General features: G+C 62.4%; 21 protein-coding genes and 1 pseudogene. 9 read left to right on the top strand and 13 right to left on the bottom strand.

All coding sequences use genetic code 11. The features are described 5' to 3' along the window. Positions 1 to 92: 92 nt before the first annotated feature. The 4 genes from BLR26_RS04220 to trxA form a co-directional block, all read right to left on the bottom strand. Complete coding sequence (locus tag BLR26_RS04220) at positions 93 to 1061, bottom strand: CDP-6-deoxy-delta-3,4-glucoseen reductase (protein WP_045201050.1); 969 nt, start codon at positions 1059 to 1061, stop codon at positions 93 to 95. Continuing rightward, positions 1062 to 2528, bottom strand: coding sequence for a 4-hydroxy-3-polyprenylbenzoate decarboxylase (ubiD, locus tag BLR26_RS04215; protein ID WP_045201047.1), 1467 nt, complete (start codon positions 2526 to 2528; stop codon positions 1062 to 1064). A gap of 129 nt (positions 2529 to 2657) precedes the next feature. Further along, positions 2658 to 3917 carry a transcription termination factor Rho gene (gene rho, locus BLR26_RS04210; protein ID WP_028942380.1) on the bottom strand — a complete coding sequence of 420 codons (1260 nt, stop codon included), beginning with the start codon at positions 3915 to 3917 and terminating at the stop codon, positions 2658 to 2660. A gap of 229 nt (positions 3918 to 4146) precedes the next feature. Next, on the bottom strand, positions 4147 to 4476 hold the full coding sequence (trxA, locus tag BLR26_RS04205) for a thioredoxin TrxA (RefSeq protein ID WP_093378210.1): 330 nt from the start codon (positions 4474 to 4476) through the stop codon (positions 4147 to 4149). A gap of 241 nt (positions 4477 to 4717) precedes the next feature. Here trxA and ppx point away from each other — a divergent pair, with 241 nt between their 5' ends. Then, a complete protein-coding gene (ppx, locus tag BLR26_RS04200) occupies positions 4718 to 6220 on the top strand; it encodes an exopolyphosphatase (protein ID WP_045201201.1) in 1503 nt (500 codons plus the stop codon). On the opposite strand, the gene ppk1 is transcribed toward ppx, so the two are convergent. Both ppk1 and hemB read right to left on the bottom strand, forming a co-directional pair. Beyond that, positions 6207 to 8438: a polyphosphate kinase 1 gene (gene ppk1, locus BLR26_RS04195; protein ID WP_093378207.1), complete on the bottom strand. Its 2232-nt coding sequence runs from the start codon at positions 8436 to 8438 to the stop codon at positions 6207 to 6209. The genes ppx and ppk1 overlap by 14 nt on opposite strands. Positions 8439 to 8457: 19 nt before the next feature. Beyond that, positions 8458 to 9468 carry a porphobilinogen synthase gene (gene hemB / locus BLR26_RS04190; RefSeq protein WP_045201037.1) on the bottom strand — a complete coding sequence of 337 codons (1011 nt, stop codon included), beginning with the start codon at positions 9466 to 9468 and terminating at the stop codon, positions 8458 to 8460. A gap of 207 nt (positions 9469 to 9675) precedes the next feature. Between hemB and BLR26_RS04185 the strand changes: the two genes are divergently transcribed. After that, positions 9676 to 10320: a DedA family protein gene (locus BLR26_RS04185; RefSeq protein WP_176794205.1), complete on the top strand. Its 645-nt coding sequence runs from the start codon at positions 9676 to 9678 to the stop codon at positions 10318 to 10320. A 501-nt stretch (positions 10321 to 10821) separates the two neighbouring features. Here BLR26_RS04185 and BLR26_RS27415 read toward each other — a convergent pair. Then, positions 10822 to 11370, bottom strand: a pseudogene (locus BLR26_RS27415) (sterol desaturase family protein); the annotation flags it as partial. 192 nt (positions 11371 to 11562) lie between these two features. On the opposite strand from BLR26_RS27415, the gene elbB reads away from it, so the two are divergent. Further along, entirely contained in the window at positions 11563 to 12231 is a 669-nt protein-coding gene (gene elbB / locus BLR26_RS04175) for an isoprenoid biosynthesis glyoxalase ElbB (protein WP_093378198.1), read from the top strand. A gap of 87 nt (positions 12232 to 12318) precedes the next feature. Here elbB and BLR26_RS04170 read toward each other — a convergent pair whose 3' ends face one another. Both BLR26_RS04170 and BLR26_RS04165 read right to left on the bottom strand, forming a co-directional pair. Then, positions 12319 to 12786, bottom strand: coding sequence for a YaiI/YqxD family protein (locus BLR26_RS04170; protein ID WP_093378193.1), 468 nt, complete (start codon positions 12784 to 12786; stop codon positions 12319 to 12321). A gap of 60 nt (positions 12787 to 12846) precedes the next feature. Continuing rightward, positions 12847 to 14745, bottom strand: a complete 1899-nt coding sequence (locus BLR26_RS04165; protein WP_093378188.1) for a cytochrome c/FTR1 family iron permease — start codon at positions 14743 to 14745, stop codon at positions 12847 to 12849. A 344-nt stretch (positions 14746 to 15089) separates the two neighbouring features. On the opposite strand from BLR26_RS04165, the gene BLR26_RS04160 reads away from it, so the two are divergent. The 4 genes from BLR26_RS04160 to BLR26_RS04145 are packed head-to-tail and all read left to right on the top strand — an operon-like array spanning position 15090 to position 18224. Next, entirely contained in the window at positions 15090 to 16487 is a 1398-nt protein-coding gene (locus tag BLR26_RS04160) for a COG3014 family protein (RefSeq protein ID WP_045201029.1), read from the top strand. Positions 16488 to 16496: 9 nt separating this feature from the next. After that, positions 16497 to 16868 carry a YcfL family putative periplasmic lipoprotein gene (locus BLR26_RS04155; RefSeq protein ID WP_045201027.1) on the top strand — a complete coding sequence of 124 codons (372 nt, stop codon included), beginning with the start codon at positions 16497 to 16499 and terminating at the stop codon, positions 16866 to 16868. Between the two features lie 24 nt (positions 16869 to 16892). Next, entirely contained in the window at positions 16893 to 17480 is a 588-nt protein-coding gene (gene lpoB, locus BLR26_RS04150; protein WP_045201026.1) for a penicillin-binding protein activator LpoB, read from the top strand. 3 nt (positions 17481 to 17483) lie between these two features. Then, complete coding sequence (locus BLR26_RS04145; RefSeq protein ID WP_045201024.1) at positions 17484 to 18224, top strand: hypothetical protein; 741 nt, start codon at positions 17484 to 17486, stop codon at positions 18222 to 18224. 51 nt (positions 18225 to 18275) lie between these two features. On the opposite strand, the gene BLR26_RS04140 is transcribed toward BLR26_RS04145, so the two are convergent. The 3 genes from BLR26_RS04140 to BLR26_RS04130 all read right to left on the bottom strand — a co-directional run bounded on the left by BLR26_RS04140 (position 18276) and on the right by BLR26_RS04130 (position 21489). Further along, a complete protein-coding gene (locus BLR26_RS04140; protein WP_045201023.1) occupies positions 18276 to 18908 on the bottom strand; it encodes a LysE family transporter in 633 nt (210 codons plus the stop codon). An 83-nt stretch (positions 18909 to 18991) separates the two neighbouring features. Then, on the bottom strand, positions 18992 to 19579 hold the full coding sequence (locus BLR26_RS04135) for a mechanosensitive ion channel family protein (RefSeq protein ID WP_045201021.1): 588 nt from the start codon (positions 19577 to 19579) through the stop codon (positions 18992 to 18994). After that, a complete protein-coding gene (locus tag BLR26_RS04130) occupies positions 19579 to 21489 on the bottom strand; it encodes an ATP-binding cassette domain-containing protein (protein WP_093378183.1) in 1911 nt (636 codons plus the stop codon). The genes BLR26_RS04135 and BLR26_RS04130 overlap by 1 nt, the downstream gene beginning before the upstream one ends. Before the next feature lie 50 nt (positions 21490 to 21539). Here BLR26_RS04130 and BLR26_RS04125 point away from each other — a divergent pair, with 50 nt between their 5' ends. Next, a complete protein-coding gene (locus tag BLR26_RS04125) occupies positions 21540 to 22022 on the top strand; it encodes a TIGR02444 family protein (protein ID WP_093378179.1) in 483 nt (160 codons plus the stop codon). Here BLR26_RS04125 and BLR26_RS04120 read toward each other — a convergent pair. Further along, positions 21998 to 23074, bottom strand: a complete 1077-nt coding sequence (locus BLR26_RS04120; protein WP_093378174.1) for an AlgP family protein — start codon at positions 23072 to 23074, stop codon at positions 21998 to 22000. The genes BLR26_RS04125 and BLR26_RS04120 overlap by 25 nt on opposite strands. A 226-nt stretch (positions 23075 to 23300) precedes the next feature. On the opposite strand from BLR26_RS04120, the gene BLR26_RS04110 reads away from it, so the two are divergent. Continuing rightward, entirely contained in the window at positions 23301 to 23966 is a 666-nt protein-coding gene (locus BLR26_RS04110) for an FKBP-type peptidyl-prolyl cis-trans isomerase (RefSeq protein WP_093378169.1), read from the top strand. The last annotated feature ends 14 nt before the right edge of the window (positions 23967 to 23980 follow it).

The following is a 23980-nucleotide window of genomic DNA, read 5'->3' as shown; positions in this document are numbered from 1 at the left end:
CGTTGCCGGCAATAATTAGTGGCTTATAACCGCTGGCGGCACCGGCAGTTATTTAAACCGGCACGCTGTTGCAGCGTGCCTTATTCCGTCAATCAATTGCGCGGGGCATAAGCGAATACATCGGCGCGCATTTGATGCGCGTCCATGCCGGCGTCGACCAGTGCGTCGAGGGTGGCGTAGATCATGTTTGGCGAACCGCTGGCGTACACATGCACGCCGGCCAGGTCACTGATGTCTTCGCATACCGCCTCGTGCAACAGGCCGCAGCGCCCTTCCCAGCCGCACAGGTCGCTGACCACCTTGTGCAGGAACAGGTTGGGCAGACTCTCCCACTCGGCCCAGTGCTCGATCTGGTAGAAGTCGTCCGGTAGGCGCACGCCCCAGTACAGGTGCACCGGGTGCTTGAAGCCGCTGGCCCGGCAATGTTCGATCAGGCTGTGCATCTGCGCCATGCCGGTGCCGGCCGCGATCAGCACCAGCGGGCCGTCCGGCAATTCGGCCAGGTGGGTGTCACCAAAGGGCATCTGCAGCCGCGCCATGCCGTTGCGCCGCAACTGAGCGATCAGCTCCAGGGCACTGTTCTCGCGGGCCAGTACATGCAGCTCGAGGTCGCGGCCACTGTGCGGCGCCGAGGCCAGCGAGAAGGCAGCCTTGTCGCCGCTGTCTCGCTCGATCATCAGGTACTGGCCAGCATGGTAGCGCGGTGGCTTGCCGGCAGGCGCCCGCAGGCGCACGCGCCAGACGTCGCCGCCGACTTCGACACACTCGCTGAGCTGACAGGCCAGGGTCCGTACCGGCAGCTCGCCCAGGGCCAGCACGCCATCCCACAACAAGACGCAATCCTCCAGTGGCTCGGCGATGCAGGTGAACAGCTCGCCATGATCACGCTCGACGCCATCCTGACGCACCCGGCCCTCGACCAGCAGCGCGGCGCAGACATGGCAGTTGCCATTGCGACAGCTTTGCGGGCAGTCGTAGCCCAGGCGTCGCGCCGCATCCAGAATCCTTTCTCCGGGCTTGAGCGCCAACACGGCCCCGGACGGCTGCAAGGTTACCTGCATTTAGTCTATTCCCAACTGGTTCCACAGCTCATCGATCCGCCGGGTGACGGCTTCGTCCTTGACGATGACCCGTCCCCACTCGCGGGTGGTTTCACCCGGCCACTTGTGCGTCGCATCCAGGCCCATCTTCGACCCCAAACCGGACACCGGCGAAGCGAAGTCCAGGTAGTCAATCGGGGTGTTGTCGATCATTACCGTGTCGCGCTTGGGGTCCATGCGCGTGGTAATCGCCCAGATCACGTCGTTCCAGTCCCGCGCGTTGATATCGTCGTCCGTGACGATAACGAACTTGGTGTACATGAACTGTCGCAAAAACGACCAGACACCCAGCATCACGCGCTTGGCGTGTCCTGGGTACTGCTTTTTCATGGTCACCACCGCCATGCGGTACGAGCAGCCTTCCGGCGGCAGGTAGAAGTCGGTGATTTCCGGGAACTGCTTTTGCAGGATCGGCACGAATACTTCGTTCAGCGCCACGCCGAGAATCGCCGGCTCATCCGGCGGACGGCCGGTGTAGGTGCTGTGATAGATCGGCTTGCTGCGGTGAGTGATGCGCTCGACGGTGAACACCGGGAAGCTGTCGACTTCGTTGTAGTAGCCGGTGTGGTCGCCGTACGGGCCTTCCGGGGCCATTTCACCCGGATGGATCACGCCTTCGAGAATGATTTCGGCGGTGGCTGGCACCTGCAGGTCGTTGCCACGGCACTTGACCAGCTCGGTACGGTTGCCGCGCAACAGGCCGGCGAAGGCGTACTCGGAGAGGGTATCGGGCACCGGGGTCACGGCGCCAAGGATGGTCGCCGGGTCGGCGCCCAGGGCCACCGCCACCGGGAACGGCTGACCCGGGTGCTTCTCGCACCATTCGCGATAGTCCAGGGCGCCGCCGCGATGGCTCAACCAGCGCATGATGACCTTGTTGCGGCCAATCACCTGTTGACGGTAGATGCCGAGGTTCTGGCGGTCCTTGTTCGGCCCGCGGGTCACTGTCAGGCCCCAGGTGATCAGCGGCGCAACGTCGCCCGGCCAGCAGTGCTGCACCGGCAGCAGGCCGAGGTCGACATCATCGCCTTCGATGACCACTTCGTGGCATGCCGCGTCCTTGACCACCTTCGGCGCCATGGACACGACCTTCTTGAAGATCGGCAGCTTCGACCAGGCGTCCTTGAGGCCTTTCGGCGGCTCGGGCTCTTTGAGAAAGGCCAGCAGCTTGCCGATTTCACGCAGCTCGCTGACCGACTCGGCGCCCATGCCCATGGCCACCCGCTCCGGGGTGCCAAACAGGTTGCCCAGCACCGGGATGTCGAAGCCGGTAGGTTTTTCGAACAGCAGGGCCGGGCCTTTGGCGCGCAGGGTGCGGTCGCAGACTTCGGTCATTTCCAGGACTGGAGAGATCGGCACCTGGATGCGCTTGAGTTCGCCGCGCTGTTCCAGGCCACGGATAAAGTCGCGCAAATCGCGATACTGCATGCAAAAGCCTCGTATTGGCTGCCGTAGCGGTCGGGCTGCAGAGTGTAGCGCCGAACTCGGCTGCTCAGAATAGCCAAAGTACAGATAGCAAAAAGCCGGGTCGCCCCGGCTCTTGCCCAGCGCAACAGTTTACTTGCGCTTCATCGACAAGAAGAACTCGTCGTTGGTCTTGGTCTGCTTGAGTTTGTCGATCAGGAACTCGATGGCAGCCACTTCATCCATCGGGTGCAGCAGCTTGCGCAGGATCCACATGCGCTGCAGCTCGTCGTCGGCGGTCAGCAGCTCTTCGCGACGGGTACCCGAACGGTTGATGTTGATGGCCGGGAAGACGCGCTTCTCGGCGATCTTGCGGTCCAGGGGCAGTTCCATGTTGCCGGTACCCTTGAACTCTTCGTAGATCACTTCGTCCATCTTCGAGCCGGTTTCAACCAGCGCGGTGGCGATGATGGTCAGCGAGCCGCCCTCTTCGATGTTACGCGCGGCGCCGAAGAAACGCTTCGGCTTCTCCAGGGCGTGGGCATCGACACCACCGGTGAGGACCTTGCCGGAGCTCGGGATCACGGTGTTGTAGGCACGGGCCAGACGGGTGATGGAGTCGAGCAGGATGACCACGTCTTTCTTGTGTTCAACCAGGCGCTTGGCCTTCTCGATAACCATTTCGGCAACCTGCACGTGGCGGGTTGGCGGCTCGTCGAAGGTCGAGGCAACCACTTCGCCGCGCACGGTGCGCTGCATTTCGGTTACTTCTTCCGGGCGCTCGTCGATCAGCAGGACGATCAGGTGGCACTCGGGGTTGTTACGGGTGATGTTGGCCGCGATGTTCTGCAGCATGATGGTCTTGCCCGCTTTTGGCGGAGCGACGATCAGGCCGCGCTGGCCTTTGCCGATCGGGGCGCAAAGGTCGATAACCCGGCCGGTGAGGTCTTCGGTGGAGCCGTTGCCGGCTTCCATCTTCAGGCGCTCGTTAGGGAACAGCGGCGTCAGGTTTTCGAACAGGATCTTGTTCTTCGCGTTTTCCGGCCGGTCGAAGTTGATGGTGTCGACTTTCAGCAGGGCGAAGTAACGCTCGCCTTCTTTTGGCGGGCGGATCTTGCCGACGATGGTGTCGCCGGTACGCAAGTTGAAGCGACGGATCTGGCTTGGCGACACGTAGATGTCGTCCGGGCCGGCCAGGTACGAGGCATCGGCCGAGCGCAGGAAGCCGAAGCCGTCCTGGAGAATCTCCAGCACGCCGTCACCGGAGATTTCCTCGCCGCTTTTCGCATGCTTTTTCAACAGGGAGAAAATCACATCTTGCTTGCGCGAACGGGCCATATTTTCTATGCCCATCTGTTCGGCCATTTCGAGCAGATCGGTAATCGGCTTTTGCTTGAGTTCAGTCAGGTTCATAAGGGGAGTGACGTAATCATGTAAGAAGGGGGAATTAAGCTTCTGGCTTAATGAAGCCGCGCCGCAAAGAAGGCGACAGGATCGCGTACTGATTCGAATTAGGGATGCGTCGGCGACGGCGTGCAGAGGGCACCGAAGAAACAGTGCGAGGCCGAATGTAACACCTGCTTTTTCTGGCGTCTAGTCACCAGATAAAGAAAAGCCCCGACGAATGCGGGGCTAATTTCACTCAGATATTGGCGTCCAGGAAGGCTGCCAGCTGAGATTTCGACAGCGCGCCGACCTTGGTGGCCTCGACGTTGCCGTTCTTGAACAGCATCAGCGTCGGGATGCCACGCACGCCGTGCTTGGCCGGGGTTTCCTGGTTGTCGTCGATGTTCAGCTTGGCGACGGTCAGTTTGCCCGCGTAGGTAGCGGCGATGTCGTCCAGAACCGGAGCGATCATTTTGCAAGGGCCGCACCATTCAGCCCAGTAGTCGACCAGCACCGGGCCTTCAGCCTTCAGGACTTCGGCTTCGAAGGTGGCGTCGGTGACGTGTTTGATAAGATCGCTGCTCATGGAAGTCTCCAAGGTCGTAAGCAAAAAAACGTGGCCCATCATAGCTGCACCGGCTGCCTACAGGAAGCCAGGAACGATTGAGTGTAACTATAGTTGTGCATGACCGCGCATATCGCTGCTGTCACGGGAAAGTCATAATTCCCGCACAACCTGCCCCATATCAAGCCTTGATACGCTGCGCGTTGGCGCCAGCGCCGGATCGTGGCAGGATTGCCGGGTTATCGACCGAGAACCCATGACCATGCCGCAAACCACAGCCAAGAATCTGTCCTTGATCGCTGCCATAGACCTGGGCTCCAACAGTTTCCACATGGTGGTCGCCAAGGCCCACCATAGCGAGATCCGCATCCTTGAGCGGCTCGGCGAAAAAGTTCAGCTGGCCGCCGGCATCAATGAAGAGCGCCAGCTCAGCGAAGAGTCCATGCAACGCGGCCTGGACTGCCTCAAGCGGTTTGCCCAACTGATCAACGGCATGCCCGATGGCGCCGTGCGCATCGTTGGCACCAACGCCCTGCGCGAAGCCCGCAACCGCGGCGAATTCATCCGCCGCGCCGAAGCCATCCTCGGCCACCCAGTGGAAGTCATCTCCGGTCGTGAAGAAGCGCGCCTGATCTACCTCGGCGTGTCCCACACGCTGGCCGACACGCCAGGCAAGCGCCTGGTCGCTGATATCGGCGGCGGCAGTACCGAATTCATCATTGGCCAGCGCTTTGAACCGCTGCTGCGCGAAAGCCTGCAGATGGGCTGCGTCAGCTATACCCAGCGTTATTTCCGCGACGGCAAGATCACCCCGGCGCGTTATGCCCAGGCCTACACCGCCGCACGCCTGGAGCTGATGAGCATCGAGAACGCCCTGCATCGCCTGACCTGGGACGAAGCCATCGGCTCCTCGGGGACCATCCGCGCCATCGGCCTGGCGCTCAAATCCGGCGGCATGGGCAGCGGCGAGGTCAATGCCGAAGGCCTGGCCTGGCTCAAGCGCAAGCTGTTCAAGCTGGGAGAAACCGACAAGATCGATTTTGACGGGGTCAAACCCGACCGCCGGGCGATCTTCCCGGCGGGCCTGGCGATTCTCGAAGCGATTTTCGACGCCCTTGAGCTACAGCGCATGGACCACTGCGACGGCGCCCTGCGTGAAGGCGTGCTGTACGACCTGCTCGGCCGCCACCACCACGAAGACGTGCGCGAGCGCACCCTGACCTCGCTGATGGAGCGTTATCACGTTGACCAGGGCCAGGCGGCACGGGTCGAGCGCAAGGCGCTGCACGCCTTCGACCAGGTGGCCAAAGCCTGGGACCTGGAAGACGGCATCTGGCGTGAACTGCTGGGCTGGGCAGCCAAGGTGCATGAAGTGGGCCTGGACATCGCCCACTACCATTACCACAAGCACGGCGCCTACCTGATCGAGCACTCCGACCTGGCCGGCTTTTCCCGGGAAGACCAGCTGATGCTGGCGCTATTGGTGCGCGGCCATCGCCGCAACATTCCCAAAGATAAATTCGCCGAATTCGGCGAGGACGCCGCCAAGCTGATTCGCCTGTGCGTACTGTTGCGCTTCGCGATCCTGTTCCATCACATCCGCGGCACCCAGCAGATGCCCACGGTCACCCTGCACGCCAAGGGCGACAGCCTGGACGTCGAGTTCCCGGCCGGCTGGCTGGAAGAAAACCAGCTGACCCAGGCCGACTTCGGCCTGGAGGCAGAATGGCTGGCCCGGGTCGGCTTCGTCCTCAGCGTACGATAAGCACCGGGTTGCTCAGGCGCTCGAGCAGAGCGGCCTGGGCACTGCGCGGGTTCTGGTTGCCGGTTGGCGTGCTGCGTACGTAACGGCCATCCGGTTGCAGGATCCAGGCGTGGGTGTTGTCGGTCAGATACCCTTCGAGTTCCTTTTTCACCCGCAGGATCAGTTTCTTGCCCTCGACCGGGAAGCAGGTCTCGACGCGCTTGTCGAGGTTGCGCTCCATCCAGTCGGCGCTGGAGAGGAACATCTGCTCTTCGCCGCCATTGAGGAAGTAGAACACCCGCGTGTGCTCGAGGAAGCGGCCGATGATCGAGCGCACCTGAATGTTGTGCGACACCCCGGCAATGCCCGGACGCAGGCAGCACATGCCGCGCACCACCAGGTCGATACGCACCCCTGACTGGCTGGCCTTGTACAGCGCGCGGATGATCTTCGGATCGGTCAGCGAGTTGAACTTGGCGATGATGTGCGCAGGCTTGCCGTCGAGGGCGAACTGGGTTTCGCGCGCGATCATGTCGAGCATGCCCTTTTTCAGGGTGAACGGCGCGTGCAGCAGCTTCTTCATGCGCAGGGTCTTGCCCATGCCGATCAGCTGGCTGAACAGCTTGCCGACGTCTTCGCACAGGGCGTCGTCGGAGGTCAGCAGGCTGTAGTCGGTGTACAGGCGGGCGTTGCCGGCGTGGTAGTTACCGGTACCCAGGTGCGCATAGCGGACGATCTCGCCGGCTTCGCGGCGCAGGATCAGCATCATCTTGGCGTGGGTCTTGAAGCCCACCACACCGTAGATCACCACCGCACCGGCGGCCTGCAGGCGGCTGGCCATCTGCAGGTTGGACTCTTCGTCGAAACGCGCACGCAGCTCGATCACCGCAGTGACTTCCTTGCCGTTACGCGCGGCGTCGACCAGCGCGTCGACGATCTCCGAGTTGGCACCGCTGCGGTACAGGGTCTGGCGCACAGCCAGTACATGCGGATCCTTGGCGGCTTGGCGCAGCAGGTCGACTACCGGGGTGAACGACTCGAAGGGGTGCATCAGCAGGATGTCCTGCTTGCTGACCACGCTGAAAATGTTCTCGCTGTTCTGCAACAGCTTGGGGATTGCCGGGGTAAACGGCGTGTATTGCAGCTCCGGATGGCTGTCCAGGCTGGTGATGCTGAACAGCCGGGTCAGGTTGACCGGGCCGTTGACCTGGTACAGCTCGCTCTCGCTCAGGCTGAACTGTTTGAGCAGGTAGTCGGAGAGGTGTTTGGGGCAAGTGTCGGCCACTTCCAGGCGCACCGCATCGCCGTAACGACGCGAGAACAGCTCGCCGCGCAGGGCCCGGGCCAGGTCTTCGACATCTTCGGAGTCCAGCGCCAGGTCGGCGTTGCGGGTCAGGCGGAACTGGTAGCAGCCCTTGACCTTCATGCCCTGGAACAGGTCATCGGCGTGAGCGTGGATCATCGACGACAGGAACACATAGTTGTCGCCAGGCCCACCGACCTCTTCCGGCACCTTGATCACCCGCGGCAGCAAACGCGGCGCCGGGATGATCGCCAGGCCCGAATCGCGGCCGAAGGCGTCGATGCCTTCAAGCTCGACGATGAAGTTCAGGCTCTTGTTCACCAACAACGGGAACGGGTGAGTCGGATCGAGGCCGATCGGGGTGATGATCGGCGCGATTTCGTCGCGGAAGAAGCGCCGCACCCAGGTCTTGAGCTTGGTGTTCCAGTGGCGGCGGCGAATGAAGCGGATCTGGTGCTTTTCCAGCTCCGGCAGCAGCACGTCGTTGAGGATCGCGTACTGGCGATCGACCTCGCCGTGCACCAGCTCGCTGATCCGCGCCAGCGCCTGGTGCGGCTGCAAGCCGTCGGCGCCGGCCTGTTCACGGGCAAAGGTGATCTGCTTCTTCAGGCCCGCCACACGAATTTCGAAGAACTCATCCAGGTTGCTGGAGAAGATCAGCAAGAACTTCAGTCGCTCCAGCAGCGGATAGGACTCATCCAGCGCCTGCTCAAGCACGCGGATGTTGAACTGCAGCTGGGACAATTCGCGGTGAATGTACAGGCTGCTGTCGTCCAGACCGGGAATGACGATGGCAGGCGCAGCCACTGGCGCCGGCGCCGGGGCCTCGACCACCGGCTCGGCAACCGCAGGCGGCTCCGGCGGGGTCTCGACCAGTTGCTCGGGCACGGGCTGGGCGTCTTTGACTGCAACGTCGGTAAGTACTTCGTTATTCATCTAGCGTTCCTGAAGGGCGTTACTGCCCTCTCATCAATTGAGCAGCGCGAACAGCGAAATAGGTGAGGATGCCATCGGCGCCCGCCCGTTTGAAAGCGGTGAGGGATTCAAGGATAACCCCTTCACTGAGCCAGCCGTTCTGAATCGCCGCCATGTGCATGGCGTACTCGCCGCTGACCTGGTAAACGAAGGTCGGCACTTTGAATTCGTCTTTGACCCGGTGAAGGATATCCAGGTACGGCATGCCCGGTTTGACCATGACCATATCGGCGCCTTCCGACAGGTCGGCGGCCACTTCGTGCAGGGCCTCGTTACTGTTGGCCGGGTCCATCTGGTAGGAGGCCTTGTTGGCCTTGCCCAGGTTCAGCGCCGAGCCGACCGCATCGCGGAACGGACCGTAGTAGGCACTGGCATACTTGGCCGAGTAGGCCATGATGCGGACGTTGACGTGACCGGCCAGCTCCAGCGCTTCACGGATGGCCTGGATGCGCCCGTCCATCATGTCCGATGGCGCGACCACCTGGGCACCGGCATCGGCGTGGGACAGCGCCTGGCGCACCAGGGCGTCGACGGTGATGTCGTTCTGAACGTAGCCTTCTTCGTCGAGGATACCGTCCTGGCCGTGGGTGGTGAATGGGTCCAGGGCAACGTCGGTGATCACCCCAAGTTCCGGGAAGCGCTCACGCAGGGCGCGGGTGGCGCGCTGGGCGATGCCGTCGGGGTTCCAGGCTTCAGCGCCGTCGAGGGATTTTTTCTCTACCGGGGTGACCGGGAACAGCGCCAGGGCTGGAATCCCGAGGTTTACCCACTCTTGCGCAGCTTCCAGCAACAGGTCGATGGACAGACGCTCGACGCCCGGCATCGAAGCGACTTCTTCGCGGCGGTTTTCGCCATCGAGGACAAACACCGGGAGGATCAGGTCATCGACAGTCAGAACATTTTCGCGAACCAGACGACGGCTGAAGTCGTCACGACGGTTGCGACGCAGACGGGTGGCAGGAAACAAACGGTTAGCGGGGGTAAAGCTCACGGCAGACTCCTGAGCCCGCGCAGGCGGGCGAGCGCGACAGTTATAAGCGGCCATTATGACGCCTGTATGACAGGCAAGGGCAACCCTGCGACTTGAGGACGCAGTCATTGTCCTTGTAGGAAATGTTCACGTCGAGACACATTTGGACACTTTCCCCAAAGGCCACGAAGGGTTAGGCTGCGCGTTCATTTCGCCAGCACCCAGAAAATGCTCCAACAATTCCTGCAGGATTTCGGCTACTTTGCCCTTTTTCTCGGCACGTTTTTCGAAGGTGAGACCATCCTGGTTCTCGCAGGCTTCCTTGCGTTCCGCGGATACATGGATATCAACCTGGTGGTCGTGGTGGCCTTCTTCGGCAGCTATGCCGGCGACCAGCTGTGGTACTTCATGGGGCGCCGTCACGGGCGCAAGTTGCTGGCACGCAAACCGCGCTGGCAGATGATGGGCGACCGTGCGCTGGAGCACATTCGCCGCCATCCGGACATCTGGGTCCTGAGTTTCCGCTTCGTCTACGGTTTGCGCACGGTGATGCCGGTGGCCATCGGTTTGTCCGGCTACCCGCCGCGCCGCTACCTGCTGCTCAACGGCATTGGTGCGGCCATCTGGGCCCTGGCCCTGGGCGCCGCCGCCTATCACTTCGGCGCCATCCTCGAAGGCCTGCTGGGCAACGTGAAGAAATACGAGCTATGGGTGCTCGGCGGCCTGCTGGTGCTCGGTGGCTGCCTGTGGCTGCGCCGGCGCTTCAAGGCCGCGCGCATTGCGCGCAAGGAAGCGGCTGCCATAGAGGCCGAAAAGGCTGAGCAGGCTGTAGCCAAGCAGCAGGACCCAAGCCAGGGCAGTGACCGGCCCTGAGCCCGTCATCCCGGCCAGGACCATGGCCGGGACATTCAGCCCCAGGCGCAGTAGCTCCAGCCGCAAAGCCCAGGGGCGGTTCTCCAGGGCCGTGCCAAGCACGAACAAGCCAAATGCCATCAAGCCGCAGCCCAGCACCAGGGCAGCCACCGACAACTGCTCGGCGTGCTCCATCAAGTAACTGCCCAAGCCCACGTACACCGCGAACTGCAGCGCCACATACAACTGTTGCGGCCAGGCCAGCGGCACCTCGAATTTCTGGAAGCGGCTCAGGTCCTGCTTGGCTTGCGCAAACCTCCTGACCACGTCATCCGGGCGCCAGCCGGTAGGCATGAACCAGATTCGCAGCTTGTCCCACCAGTGCTCGGCATGCCGCGCATCGCTCCACAGCTGGGCATAGAACTGCAGGTTGGCCCACAGCGGGTTCCAACTGGCCAGCGGCGTGGTCACGCCGAAAATCACCGGCTGATTGTCGTCCTCCTCCTGGAACGTGCCGAACAGACGATCCCAGACAATGAACACTCCGCCGTAGTTGCGATCCAAGTACAGAGGGTTCTGCGCATGGTGGACGCGATGATTGGACGGGGTAATGAACAGCCATTCCAGCCAGCCCAGCTTGGGGATGTGCCGGGTGTGCACCCAGAACTGGTACAGCAGGTTCAGCGCCGCGACGGTGATGAACACCAGCGGCGGCACCCCCAACACGGCCAGCGGCAGGTAGAAGATCCACGACAGCAAGAAGCCGCTGCTGGTCTGGCGCAGGGCCGTCGACAGGTTGTAGTCCTCGCTCTGGTGATGCACCGAATGGGCGGCCCAGAGGATGTTGCGCTCGTGGCCCATACGGTGCAGCCAGTAATAGCAAAAGTCATAGACGACGAACGCCAGTACCCACACCCACAAGGCTTCGCCCGGCAGTTTGAACAGTGCCAGGTGCTCCCAGGCCAGCGCATAGGTCACCAGGCCGACGCCCTTGGTCAGCAGGCCGGTAGTGGTCGACAGCACGCCGGTGCTGAGGCTGTTGATGGCATCTGCCAGGCGATAGGTCCGCATGCCGCGCAATCGATCGGCGAGCAACTCGGCAACGATCAGAACAATGAAAAACGGTACCGCCAAGAGGATCAGGTCCATGGGTCTTTTCATCTCCAGCCTATCCAGCAAGATTAGGCCGGGAATGGCATAAACCCTATGGCGACATCTGCCAAACTAGAGGACATTTAGCGCCTCGAATCGGGAGTAGTGAGCATGACCCAGAAAAAAGTTGCTGTGATTCTTTCCGGCTGTGGCGTGTATGACGGCGCCGAAATTCACGAAAGCGTGATCACCCTGCTGCGCCTGGACCAGCGCGGTGCGCAGGTGCAGTGCTTTGCGCCGAACATTGCGCAGATGCACGTGATCGACCACCTGACCGGCGAAGAAATGCCCGAGACCCGCAACGTGCTGGTGGAATCGGCGCGAATCGCTCGCGGCGAGGTCAAGGACCTGCGCGAAGCCGACGCCAAGGACTTCGACGCGCTGATCGTGCCGGGCGGCTTTGGCGCGGCGAAAAACCTTTCGAACTTTGCCGTTGAAGGCGAAGGCTGCAGCGTGCACCCGGACGTCCTGGCCCTGGCTGAAGCCTTTGCCGAAGCCGGCAAACCGGTCGGCCTGATCTGCATCTCGCCGGCCCTTGCGGCGAAAATCTACGGCCCCGGCGTGGTCTGCACCATTGGCAGCGATGCCGGCACCAGCGCGGCCATCGTCAAGATGGGCGGCACCCATGAGGAATGCGATGTCCATGACATCGTCGAAGACACCCAGCGCAAGCTGGTCAGCACCCCGGCCTACATGCTGGCGAAAAGCATCAGCGAAGCCGCCGGCGGCATCTACAAACTGGTCGACCGGGTGCTGGAACTGACCCACGAGAATGACTGAACACCCCTGTAGGAGCGGGCTTGCCCCGCGATCGAGCGCGAAGCGGTCGTCGTCCAGGCACCACATGATGCGCTGAGATCACGGACCTCATCGCGGGGCAAGCCCGCTCCTACTCAGCCGCGTAAGAATGCGGTCCAGGGCGTTGGCAAACGCCTGCTTCTCGCGATCGCCATACGGCGCCTGGCCGCCGCCGACCTGCCCCTGCTCGCGCAGGTCGGTGAACAGGTTGCGCACCGCCAGCCGCTCACCCATATTGCGCTCGTCGAACTCCTTGCCGCGCGGGTCGAGGCAGGCAACGCCTTTCTTGACCAGGCGATCGGCCAGCGGCACGTCGCTGCAGATCACCAGTTCGCCGGGCACCGCGTGCTCGACCAGGTAATCGTCGGCGGCATCCGGCCCGCTGGGCACGACGATCAGCTTGACGCAGGCAAAAGCCGGCTTGATCTGGCTCTGGCCGGCTACCAACACCACTTCCAGCTGACGCTTGAGGGCGAACTTGACCAGTTGATCCTTGGCCGCCTTGGGGCAGGCGTCGGCATCGATCCACACACGCATGGCACAGATTTCCAACAAAAACGGGCGAACAGTATCCCTGCTCGCCCGTTTGCCTTCAAATCAGCCCGCTGGCTGGCGGCGCTTCTCGGCCAGGCGGCTGCGCCCGTAAAGGATGGCAATGGCCAACAAGGCCACCAGCTGGGCGGCCAGTGAATAGGCGTCGGCGTGAATGCCCAGCCAGTCGAAATCGAAGAACGCCACCGGCCGGGTACCGAACACCCCGGCCTCTTGCAGCGCCTTGACCCCGTGCCCGGCAAACACCACCGACAAGGCGCACAGCAGCGCCGCGTTGATGCTGAAGAACAACGCCAGCGGCAGTTTGGCCGAGCCGCGCAGGATCACCCAGGCCAGGCCCACCAGCAGCACCAGTGCCGTGGCACCACCGGCCAGTACCGCGTTGTGCCCGGCAGGGCCGGCCTGCAGCCAGAGGGTTTCGTAGAACAGGATCACCTCGAACAGCTCACGGTACACCGAGAAAAACGCCAGCACGGCAAAACCAAAGCGCCCGCCACCACTGACCAGGCTGCTCTTGATGTAATCCTGCCAGGCCGCCGCGTGCCGGCGATCGTGCATCCACACACCCAGCCACAGCACCATGACGCTGGCAAACAGCGCCGTGCAGCCTTCGAGCAGTTCACGCTGGGCGCCACTGACGTCGATTACATAGGCCGCCAGCGCCCAGGTACCCAGCCCGGCCAGCAAGGCCAGGCCCCAGCCGACGTTGACGCTGCGTACGGCCGATTGCTGGCCGGTATTGCGCAGGAAGGCGAGGATCGCCGCCAGCACCAGAATCGCTTCCAGGCCTTCGCGCAGCAGGATCAGCAAGCCCGAGATGTAGCTCAGCGACCAGCTCAGGCCATCGCCGCCGAGCAGGCCGGCGGCGTCCTTGAGCTTGGCCTTGGCGGCATCCAGGCGTTGCTGCACCTGCTCAAGCGGCAAGCCGTCCTGCAGCGACTGACGGTAGGCCATCAGGGATTTCTCGGTGTCTTTGCGTACGTTGGCATCGACGTTGTCGAGCGAGCTTTCGACCAGCTCGAAACCTTCCAGGTAGGCCGCTACCGACAGGTCGTAGGCTTGCTCGTGATCACCGGCCTGATAGGCCGCCAGGCTCTTGTCCAGGGTGCTGGCGGTGTAGTCCAGCAGTTGCGCCGGGCCGCGCTGGACCTGCGGCGGTTGCGCACGCTGGGCGCGGAACCGGGCGAGCGCCTCTGGCCCTTCGCTGGCTTCAATTTCGGCCGGGGTCTGGCGGGCCAGGTCGGCCAGGTTGTAGGTTTTATCGCCTTTGGCCTTGGCCGGGTCGGCAGTGAAGCTGGCGACATAGGTCGCCAGGTCCCAGCGTTGGCGCTCGTCGAGCTGGTCGGCGAACGACGGCATGTCGGTGCCTTCGATGCCCAGGCCGAGGGTGTTGTACAGGTCGAACAGGCTCAGGCGATCCAGCCGTTCGAGGCTGCGCAGGTTGGCCGGCGGCGGGGTCAGGCCGAGGCCGGCGGGGCCGTCGCCGGCGCCAGTGTCGCCATGACACACTGAGCAATGCTGGGCATACAGCGGCGCGCCGCGACTCGGGTCCGGGGTAATGATCGGCGCCTGGCTGACCTCATAGGCCACCGCCAGTTGCGCGCCAAGCTGACGGGCCTGGCGGGCGACCACCGCGCCGTCCTGGCGCTGGCTGACCGCCGTACGCAAGTTGACCACGCCCTGCTCCAGGGCCTGGCGCTCAGCGCGTGCCGGCAAGGCGCCGATCAATCCCTGCAACACATCGAGGAATTCGAGCTGTTCGCGGTATTCGCCGTCGTCGATTACCTTGCCCGCCTCGACGGTGGCCGGGTAATCGGCACCGATGTAATCGAGCAGGTGCAGGGCCTTGGCAGCGCCATCGGGGCTGTCGGCCAGCAGCGTGGCACTGCTCAGCGCCAGCACCGGCCAGAGCAGCCAGGCGAGTAAGCGGGAACGGGGAATCATGAGCGACTCTCAAATGGAAATACGAGGTAAAGCATTGTTCACTTCCACTGCCGTTCGCTCAAGGCTTGCCAGATGAATCCTTGAAAAATTTTGTGACAAATACCCTGCGACACCTCCCGATTAAAGAACGACCGTTCGTCGGCCGATAGCTGAATGCTGGCACGACGGCAAATTCCTAAAGCACAACGCCATTATTTAGCCAGCAAATGCGTTTATAATGCCGCGCCGCTATATAGCGGATCAGAATTTCGGCTCTTCTTTTAAGAGGATTTGGCGATATTGCCAAAGGGATGACAGCCTTCTCGCCCCCAGGCTTTTCATCAATTCAGGGAAGAAGAATTCAGATGGCATCCCGTGTCCTCACCGTCGCGACACTGCTCGCGGCCGTTCAACTGGCTGGTTGCTCGGCCTTTCGCAGCTATGACAGCGAACTTCAGGAAACCAACCAGCACCTGACCAGCGGCAACGTCGACGCTGCCCTGGCGCTGCTGGAAAAAAACAACAAGGGTGAGGACAAAGACCTTCTCTACTACTTCGAGAAAGGCGAGCTGCTGCGCTCCAAGGGCGACCTGGCCGGCAGCCAGCTGGCCTGGCGCAGTGCCGATGACGTGGTGTTCAAGTGGGAAGAGTCGGTCAAGCTCGACACCGACAAGTACCTGAGCCAGTTCGGCAGCTACCTGGTCAACGACAAGGTGCGCCGCTACGAAGGCTATGACTACGAAAAAGTCATGCTGACCACGCAGATGGCCCTCAACCTGCTGGCCCAGAACGACTTCGACGGCGCCCGTACCGAAATCAAGAAGACCCACGAGCGCGAAGCGGTGATTGCCGAGCTGCGCGACAAGGAATACCTCAAGCGCGAAGAAGAGGCCGAGAAAGAAGGCGTCAAGACCGAGTACAAGGACCTTCAGGGTTACCCGGTCGCCAGCCTCGACGCGCCAGAAGTGGTGGGCCTCAAGAACAGCTACCAGAGTGCGTTCAGCCACTACCTGTCTGGCTATGTCTACGAAGCCCTGGGTGAGAAAGGCCTGGCCGCACCGGGCTACCGCAAGGCTGCCGAACTGCGCCCGAACACCCCGCTGCTGGAAAAAGCCCTGCTCGACCTGGACAAGCCAGCGGCGAAAGCCACTGAAAGCGATGTGCTGATCGTGATCCAGAGCGGCCTCGCTCCGGCCCGCGACTCGGTGCGCGTCCCGCTGCCGCTGCCGATCAGCGGCAACCTGGTGATCACCCCGCTGTCGTTCCCGGTGATCAAGGAAGACACTTCCACCGCGCATTTCAGCGAAATCTACCTCAACGACCACTCGCTGAAGCTGACCGCACTCAACAGCACCACTGCCATGTCCCGCCGCGCCCTGCGTGACGACATGCCGGGGATCATCCTGCGCACCAGCGTGCGGGCTATCTCTCGTGGTGTGGCGCAAAAGCAACTGAACGACGCCAACCCGCTGGCTGGCCTGGCACTGGGTATCGCCTCGACCATCACCGAAGGTGCCGACACCCGTACCTGGCGCACCCTGCCGGATGAAACCCAGGTAGCCCGCGTGCGCCTGCGTCAGGGCGAACACCAGTTGAGCCTGCCTTCGAGCCTGGGCGGCAGCCAGGTCAGCGTGAAGATTGACCGGCCGTTCCAGGTGGTCACCCTGCGCGTAGTCGGCAACCAGGTCTTCGCCGGTGGCCCTGCCCTGCAGGTGGCACCAAAAGCCACTGGCCAGGCCGTCGCCAGCCTCAAACAACCTTAAGGAAACGCCATGCGTATCAAATTGCTCGCCGTTCTCGTCACAGCCCTGCTGGCCGGTTGCGCGACCCCGCCACCACCAGAGCCGGGCAGCGCTGCCAGCAAAGTGGTGAAAATGGGCAACCTGAAGAACATCGAGACCGGCCCGATGCGCGTTGCGCGCGAGAACGGCTTCTTGACCGTCAAGGTGTCCCTGAACAACACCAGCAGCAGCAACAAGACCCTGTTCTACCGCTTCGCCTGGCTGGGCAACGACGGTTTCCCGGTGGCCGATGAAGAGAGCTGGAAGACCGTCACCCTGTATGGCAAGCAGGCCAGCGTGTTGCCGGCGATTGCCCCGGTATCCCAGGCCACCGACTTCCGTATCGAAGTTCAGTCTCAGTAATCATTTTTGCAGGAGCACATTTTCATGATTGCACGCATTTCCCTCGCCGCCATCGCCATTGCCCTGGTCAGCGGCTGCAGCACCCCGTCGCCGGTCCTGGGCGGCAAGAACATCGGCTACGGCGACAGCAAGGCCGTAGAACTGGTTACCAACGAGTTCGGTTCGACCGACCTGCAGATGATCGCCGAGTCCATGACCCGCTCGCTGGCCCAGTCCGGCATCCTCCAGGGTCGCCCGGTGGTGCAGGTCTATGACGTGAAGAACAAGACCAGCGAGTACATCGATACCCGCGAGATCACCACGTCGATCAAAACCCAGCTGATGAAGTCCGGCACCGCCCGCTTCGCCAGCGACAACACCCAGATGCAGAGCCAGGTTGACCAGCTCAAGCTGCAGAACCAGAGCGGCCTGTACAAGAAAGGCACCGTGGCCAAGACCGGCAACATGATCGCCGCCAAGTACCGCCTGGAAGGCTCGATCAGCTCGATCGTCAAGCGCAGCAGCGACTACAAGGACGTGTTCTACAAGTTCAGCCTGCAGCTGATCGATGTCGAGAGCGGCCTGGCCGAGTGGATGGACGAGAAAGAAATCCGCAAGACCACGGAGCGCTAAGCAATGCGTGCATGGATGGGCATTCTGGGCCTGGCTTGCGCGTTCAGCGTGCAAGCGGCCCCAAAAGTCGCAGTAACCGACCTCGCCTACCAGGAGCGTGTGGAGCAGTACATCCACATGGTCTCGGCGCAGAACAGCAGCCAGGCGAGCATGTACCACGCCAGTGGTTCGTCGAGCTACAGCGAGTTCGAAAGCAGCGAGAGCTACATCGAGCAGACCGAGCTGCGCAAGTTCAGCGGCGACATCAAGGGCGAGATTCTCAAGTCCGGGATGTTCCAGCTGGTCCAGGGTACGCCGTACACCGCCGATGCCAAGGCTGACGTCTACGACGTTATCCGCCGCATCAAGAACGGCAACTTCAAAGGTGCTGACTACGTGCTGTTCGGTACCTTGTCGGATATCGACTTCCAGCGCGATATCACCTCCCTGGACAACACCAACAGCTATTCGGCGATCCTCGGCCTGAGCCTGGTGGCCGACTTCAGCCTGATCAACACCAAGACCTACGAGATCACCTCGGCGTTCACCGCCATGGGTGAGGGCCAGGACACCAAGCTGGTCAACAGCCAGGATGTTCGGGTCACCCTCAACCGCCCACGGGTGGTACGTGAGGTTTCCAAGGAACTGGGCATGGACGTTGCCAAGCAACTGGCCGAACAGCTGGTAGGCGCGATGCCGGAGCGTGAACGCACCCCGGCGCGCAACAACCTGCCGCCTGACGAGCCAGCGCAGATCCTGCGTTGAGAAAGTAAAAAGGCGACCTTCGGGTCGCCTTTTTTTATGCTGATTGTTTTCCTACACCGGCGCCCGGCGAATGGTCGCCAGCAAGGTCGCAGCCCCCAGGAACAGTCCGGCAAAGGTGCGGTTCATCCGCCGCTGCTGCCGGGGCGTACGCAACAGGCGCAGCACTTTGGCCGCAAGCCCGGTGTAACCGGCCATGACCATCAGATCGACCGTGACCATGGTCGCGGCAATGATCAGGTACTGCGGCACCAGCGCCGCATGCGGATTGATGAACTGCGGCAGCACCGCGAGCATGAAGATCAGCGCCTTGGGGTTGCTGACGTTGACCAGAAAGCCACGGAACACCAGGCTCAACGGCTTGCCGATCGGGCGCACGGCGGATTCGTCGCTGATGTCAGCCGGCAGCGCGCGCCACTGTTTGACCGCCAGGTACACCAGGTAGGCCACGCCGAACCATTTGATCACCTGGAATGCGGTGGCCGATGCCGCGAGGATGGCACCGACGCCGGCGGCAATGATCGCAATCTGCAGCACCAGGCCCAGCTGCAGGCCTAGCGCGTTCCAGTAGCCGCGCCAGAAGCCGTATTGCAGGCCGCAGGACATCGAGGCAATGGCCCCGGCACCCGGCGACAGACTGATCACCCAGCAAGCGGCAAAAAATGCCAACCACGTTTCCAATGACATCGCGCACCTCGGCACTAACTTGTTACAAACCTCTAAGCTAGTGCCCTGGCGAAAAAATCACCACGATTTTTTTCTGCGATCGATCAATTGCCCGGGGTTTTGCTCTCGCTCACCAGCGGCAGCACTTCGGCACCGCGCCAGCGCCGCACCGATTTCTGGAAGAACTGGCTGTTGGGCACTTGCACCAGCGCACCGCCCGCTTCCGGCAGTTCGATCAAGGTGGTGAACAACAGGTTGATGGCCACCACCCGGCCTTTGACGCCCGGCTTGTCGATGGTTTCCACCAGTTCCACCACATCGCCGATGCGAAACGGCCCGACGGTAAAGATCAGCACCGCGCACAGCAGGTTCGACAGCACGCTCCACATGGCGAAGAACGCCACTGCGGCAACCGCCACGAACCCGGACAGTGCGGTCCACAGCACCGTGGCGGAAACCCCCAGGCGCTCGAGCACGAAGATCAGCGCACTGCCCATGATCAGCCAGCGCAGGCCACCACGCAGCGGCATCAGCAGCTCCGGTGGCAACGGGTAGCGCTCGCCCAGGCGCTTGAGGCAACGGGCAACCACGCGCTGCAGGATGAACGCCGCCGAAAGTATCAGCAGGATCTGCAAACCCAGCCAGAACGGAGCGATCCATTCCACCGGCAATGGCAACTGCAAAGACTCCATCAGGACAACGCCTCCAGCTCCGCCTGCATGCCCTCGAGGGTCTCCAGGGCGGCCATCCAGGCTTCCTCGAGCTCCCCTTCACGAACCTTGAGCTTGGCCTGCTGGGCCAACAGTTCACGCAACTCGTCCTTGCGCGCGGCTTCATACAGGGCGCTGTCAGCCAGGCTGGCATCGACCTTGGCCAGTTGCTCATGCACGGAGCCCAGCTCGCGTTCGAGCTTGTCGGCTTCACGCTTGTGCGGTGCCAGTTGCTGACGCAGGGCGGCAGCGGCCTGGCGCTGGGCCTTTTTGTCGGTTTTGTCGGCACTGACCGGCGCAGTGCTGACCGGGGCATTGCGTTGACGGTACTCGACCAGCCAGCGGGTGTAGTCGTCCAGGTCACCGTCGAAGGTCTCGACCTTGCCGTCGGCGACCAGCAGGAAGTCATCGGTGGTGCTCTTGAGCAAGTGACGGTCGTGAGAGACCACCAACACCGCACCACTGAATTCCTGCAGGGCCATGGTCAGCGCCAGGCGCATTTCCAGGTCCAGGTGGTTGGTCGGTTCGTCGAGCAGCAACAGGTTCGGCCGCTCCCAGGCGATCAGGGCCAGGGCCAGGCGGGCTTTTTCGCCACCGGAGAAATTCACCACCGGCTCGTCGATGCGCGCGCCGCGGAAATCGAATCCACCCAGGAAGTCTCGCAAGGTCTGCTCGCGCTCGGTCGGCGCCAGGCGCTGCAGGTGCAGCAACGGGCTGGCCTTGTTGTCCAGCGAGTCGAGCTGGTGCTGGGCGAAGTAGCCAACCGAGAGGTTCTCGCCGCGTACCAGGCGCCCGCTGAGCGGCTCCAGTTCGCCGGCGAGGTTCTTGATCAGGGTCGACTTGCCCGCGCCGTTGGGGCCGAGCAGGCCGATCCGCGCCCCCGGGGTGAGCTGCAACTTGACCTTCTCGAGGATGGTCTTGTCGCCATAGCCCAGGCGGGCTTCGGACAGGTCGAGCAGCGGGCTGGAGATTTTCTCCGACTCGCGGAAAACGAAGTCGAACGGCGAATCGACATGCGCCGCCGACAGCTCCTCCATGCGCTCCAGGGCCTTGATCCGGCTCTGCGCCTGACGGGCCTTGGTGGCCTGGGCCTTGAACCGGGCGATGTACTTTTCCATGTGCGCGCGCTGCGCCTGCTGTTTCTCGTAGGCTTGTTGCTGCTGCGCCAGGCGTTCGGCACGGGTGCGCTCGAACGCGGTGTAGCCACCACGGTAGAGGGTCAGCTTGCACTGCTCTACATGGGCGACGTGATCGACCACGGCATCGAGGAAGTCACGGTCGTGGGAGATCAGCAGCAGCGTGCCCGGATAGCCCTTGAGCCAGTCTTCGAGCCAGAGGATGGCGTCCAGATCCAGGTGGTTGGTCGGTTCGTCGAGCAGCAACAGGTCAGACGGGCACATCAGGGCCTGGGCCAGGTTCAGGCGCATCCGCCAGCCACCAGAGAAGTCGCCGACCCGGCGGTCCATCTGCTCGTTGGTAAACCCCAGGCCTGCCAGCAGCTTGCGCGCCCGCGCATCGGCGGTATAACCGTCGGCGCTGTCGAGCTCGATATGCAGGCGTGCCAACGCAGTGCCGTCGTGGGCAGCTTCGGCCGCAGCCAGGTCGGCCTGGACCTTGCGCAGGCGGGCATCGCCGTCGAGCACATAGTCGACCGCCAGGCGCTCGAGGGTGTCGACCTCCTGGCGCATGTGCGCGATGCGCCAGTCGCCAGGCAGCTGGCAGTCGCCGGAGTCGGGCGTCAGCTCACCGCGCAGCAAGGCGAACAGGCTGGATTTACCGGCGCCGTTGGCACCGATCAGGCCGGCTTTCTGGCCGGCGTGCAGGGTCATCTCGGCGCCTTCTAGCAGGCGCTGTGGACCACGCTGTAAAGTGAGGTTCGATAGTCTGATCATAATGGCCGCGGAGTCTACCAGCTTCGTCGGCAACTGGCGCGAGTGGGACCATGCACACCGACCTGTGGAATTTTGCCCTGAAGCTCTACGCTCGACCGGGCGTAGAAGCCGCCTGCCTGCAATGGCAGGCCCGGGGTGGCGACGTCTGCCTGCTGCTGTGCGGCGTGTGGCTCGGCGCACGCGGTATCGCAGCGAACGAACAACGGGTTAAACAACTCAAGGAACTCGCCGAGGCTTGGCAAACCGAGGTGGTGAAACCGTTGCGCGCACTGCGCCAATCCTGGCGTGACGAAGCAGCCAAGGATGTGCAACTGGCGGTATTGCGCGAGCAGGTAAAAGGCCTGGAGTTAGCGGCAGAACGCATCCTGCTGGAGCGCCTGGAGACGGCCTGCAAAGACTGGGCAGCAACGCCCGAAGCCGAAGTGGACTGGATAGGCTGGCTGGCACCCGAAGGCGCCGGTGCGCATCACGACGCGCTGCAAAGGCTGCGCGCCGTGATGCTGACGACTCAGGACGCCGAAGACGGGGTCTGAGTGGTCGATGCTACCGAAGCTGCTGGCGCAGTGGTTGCCGGTGCAGAAGCAGCGGGTGCTGCAGGTGCTGCTGGAGTAGCAGGCTTGGCAGCTACAGGCTGAGCTGGCTTGGCAGCGGCTGGCCTGGCTGCAGGTTTAGCGGCTGCCGGTTTGGCAACGGGTTTGGCCGGCGCTTTAGCTGCGGCAGGTTTAGCGGCCGGCTTGGCTGCAGGTTTTGCCGCTGCTGGTTTGGCTGCAGGCTTGGCAGGTGCTTTCGCCGCTGCTGGTTTGGCCGCTGGCTTGGCGGCAGGCTTGGCCGCTGCGGTTTTAGCCGCTGGCTTGGCTGGCGCTTTAGGCGCAGGTTTGGCCGCTGGCTTGGCTGCTGCGGTTTTTGCCGCAGGTTTAGCCGGGGCTTTAGCGGCGGCAGGCTTGGCTGCTGCAGTTTTTGCTGCAGGCTTGGCAGGTGCTTTCGCCGCTGCTGGTTTGGCCGCTGGCTTGGCGGCAGGTTTAGCCGCTGCGGTTTTCGCCGCTGGCTTGGCTGGCGCTTTGGCCACAGGTTTAGCCGCTGGCTTGGCTGCGGGTTTGGCTGCTGCGGTTTTAGCCGCAGGTTTGGCCGGTGCTTTGGCGGCAGGTTTTGCTGCGGGCTTGGCTGCTGCAACAGCAGGTTTGGCCGAACGCACGCTCAATGCCTTGGCGGCAGCTTCCTTGACCTTGCCAACGCCCTGGGCCAGTTTCAGGCTTTCCTGAGCGTCACGCTTGAGCTGCAGGATGTAGGTGCGGGTTTGCGTTTGGCGGTCTTTCAGCGAGTCGAGCAAACCTTCCAGTTCACTCACCCCGTCCTTGGCTTTTTTCTGCGCCTTGGCTTTGCCAGCCTTGGCAGCGTCCTGCAGTTTCAGCCGCGACTTGTGCAGTTTTTCCTGGGCCTTGCCACGTTGTTTTTCCAACTTGGCGAGTAGTTTTTCAGCATCAGCCAGCGCTTGCGAGCAGGCATTTTCCAAATGATCGAGCAGGCTGCCCGAGAGTTGCTGGAGCAGGTGCAACGGCGTACTTACTGGCTTCTTATTGGCCGACATGGTTTACCTCCTGGCTGACGAGATTGCGGCTCATACTATGCTTCTGCTGCTACCGCCGCTAGGGCATGTTGACAGTATTAAATGCGCCGCGTTGCATGCCTGGGCAAAGTTGTTATCGCTGCAGCTGGAAACAAGTGTAGATGCTGCACAAAGTGTTGCTGATATTTACACGAAGTGACGAGCGAAGGCTGGCATACTTTATTTCCTCTGAAGCAGGAGCGAGCCTGTGCCGCGTTATCTAGTCCTTACCCTGTTGCTGTTGCCAACAGCGTTAATTGCAGCGCCTGATACTAAACCCGCCAGCGACCATGACCTGGCTTACAGCCTGGGTGCCAGCCTGGGCGAGCGCCTGCGCACGGAAGTTCCCGGCCTGCAACTCGATGCCTTGATCGAAGGCTTGCGCCAGGCTTATCAGAACAAGCCATTGGCCCTGAGCCAAGAACGCATGGCGGCAATACTCAGCGAACATGATGCCCAGGCCAACCAAGCTGCAGTTCAAGCACAAAGCGAACAATTGCTGAGCGCGGAAAAACGATTCCTGGCCACTGAACGGGCCCGGGCCGGAGTGCGTGAACTGGCTGAAGGGATACTCGTGAGCGAGTTGCAGGCCGGTACTGGCAGCAAGCCAAAAGCCGGCGGCAAAGTCCAGGTTCGCTATGTTGGCAAGTTGCCGGATGGCACGGTGTTCGATCAGAACCAGCAGCCGCAGTGGTTCAATCTGGACAGTGTGATCGAGGGCTGGCAAGTGGCATTGCCACAGATGGCGAGCGGATCGAAATGGCGACTGGTGATTCCTTCGGCGCAGGCCTACGGAGCCGAAGGCGCGGGCGACCTGATTGCGCCCTATACGCCGCTGGTGTTCGAGATCGAGTTGCTCGGGGTTGCCGACTGAAGGTCGGCAGCACC

This window comes from Pseudomonas sp. UC 17F4 (assembly GCF_900101695.1).
In the GTDB taxonomy this organism is placed as follows: Bacteria; Pseudomonadota; Gammaproteobacteria; order Pseudomonadales; family Pseudomonadaceae; genus Aquipseudomonas.
This window is presented reverse-complemented; position numbering and strand designations above follow the sequence as displayed.

Bases quoted from the DNA above. Each gene is read 5' to 3' on its own strand.
- trxA (WP_093378210.1), bottom strand. From the start codon at position 4,476: ATGAGCAGCGATCTTATCAAACACGTCACCGACGCCACCTTCGAAGCC.
- BLR26_RS04130 (WP_093378183.1), bottom strand. From the start codon at position 21,489: ATGATCAGACTATCGAACCTCACTTTACAGCGTGGTCCACAGCGCCTG.
- BLR26_RS04120 (WP_093378174.1), bottom strand. From the start codon at position 23,074: ATGTCGGCCAATAAGAAGCCAGTAAGTACGCCGTTGCACCTGCTCCAG.
- ppk1 (WP_093378207.1), bottom strand. From the start codon at position 8,438: ATGAATAACGAAGTACTTACCGACGTTGCAGTCAAAGACGCCCAGCCC.
- BLR26_RS04140 (WP_045201023.1), bottom strand. From the start codon at position 18,908: ATGTCATTGGAAACGTGGTTGGCATTTTTTGCCGCTTGCTGGGTGATC.
- BLR26_RS04160 (WP_045201029.1), top strand. From the start codon at position 15,090: ATGGCATCCCGTGTCCTCACCGTCGCGACACTGCTCGCGGCCGTTCAA.
- BLR26_RS04170 (WP_093378193.1), bottom strand. From the start codon at position 12,786: ATGCGTGTGTGGATCGATGCCGACGCCTGCCCCAAGGCGGCCAAGGAT.
- BLR26_RS04220 (WP_045201050.1), bottom strand. From the start codon at position 1,061: ATGCAGGTAACCTTGCAGCCGTCCGGGGCCGTGTTGGCGCTCAAGCCC.
- BLR26_RS04145 (WP_045201024.1), top strand. From the start codon at position 17,484: ATGCGTGCATGGATGGGCATTCTGGGCCTGGCTTGCGCGTTCAGCGTG.
- lpoB (WP_045201026.1), top strand. From the start codon at position 16,893: ATGATTGCACGCATTTCCCTCGCCGCCATCGCCATTGCCCTGGTCAGC.
- BLR26_RS04165 (WP_093378188.1), bottom strand. From the start codon at position 14,745: ATGATTCCCCGTTCCCGCTTACTCGCCTGGCTGCTCTGGCCGGTGCTG.
- rho (WP_028942380.1), bottom strand. From the start codon at position 3,917: ATGAACCTGACTGAACTCAAGCAAAAGCCGATTACCGATCTGCTCGAA.
- BLR26_RS04135 (WP_045201021.1), bottom strand. From the start codon at position 19,579: ATGGAGTCTTTGCAGTTGCCATTGCCGGTGGAATGGATCGCTCCGTTC.
- ppx (WP_045201201.1), top strand. From the start codon at position 4,718: ATGCCGCAAACCACAGCCAAGAATCTGTCCTTGATCGCTGCCATAGAC.
- BLR26_RS04125 (WP_093378179.1), top strand. From the start codon at position 21,540: ATGCACACCGACCTGTGGAATTTTGCCCTGAAGCTCTACGCTCGACCG.
- BLR26_RS04185 (WP_176794205.1), top strand. From the start codon at position 9,676: ATGCTCCAACAATTCCTGCAGGATTTCGGCTACTTTGCCCTTTTTCTC.
- BLR26_RS04155 (WP_045201027.1), top strand. From the start codon at position 16,497: ATGCGTATCAAATTGCTCGCCGTTCTCGTCACAGCCCTGCTGGCCGGT.
- ubiD (WP_045201047.1), bottom strand. From the start codon at position 2,528: ATGCAGTATCGCGATTTGCGCGACTTTATCCGTGGCCTGGAACAGCGC.
- elbB (WP_093378198.1), top strand. From the start codon at position 11,563: ATGACCCAGAAAAAAGTTGCTGTGATTCTTTCCGGCTGTGGCGTGTAT.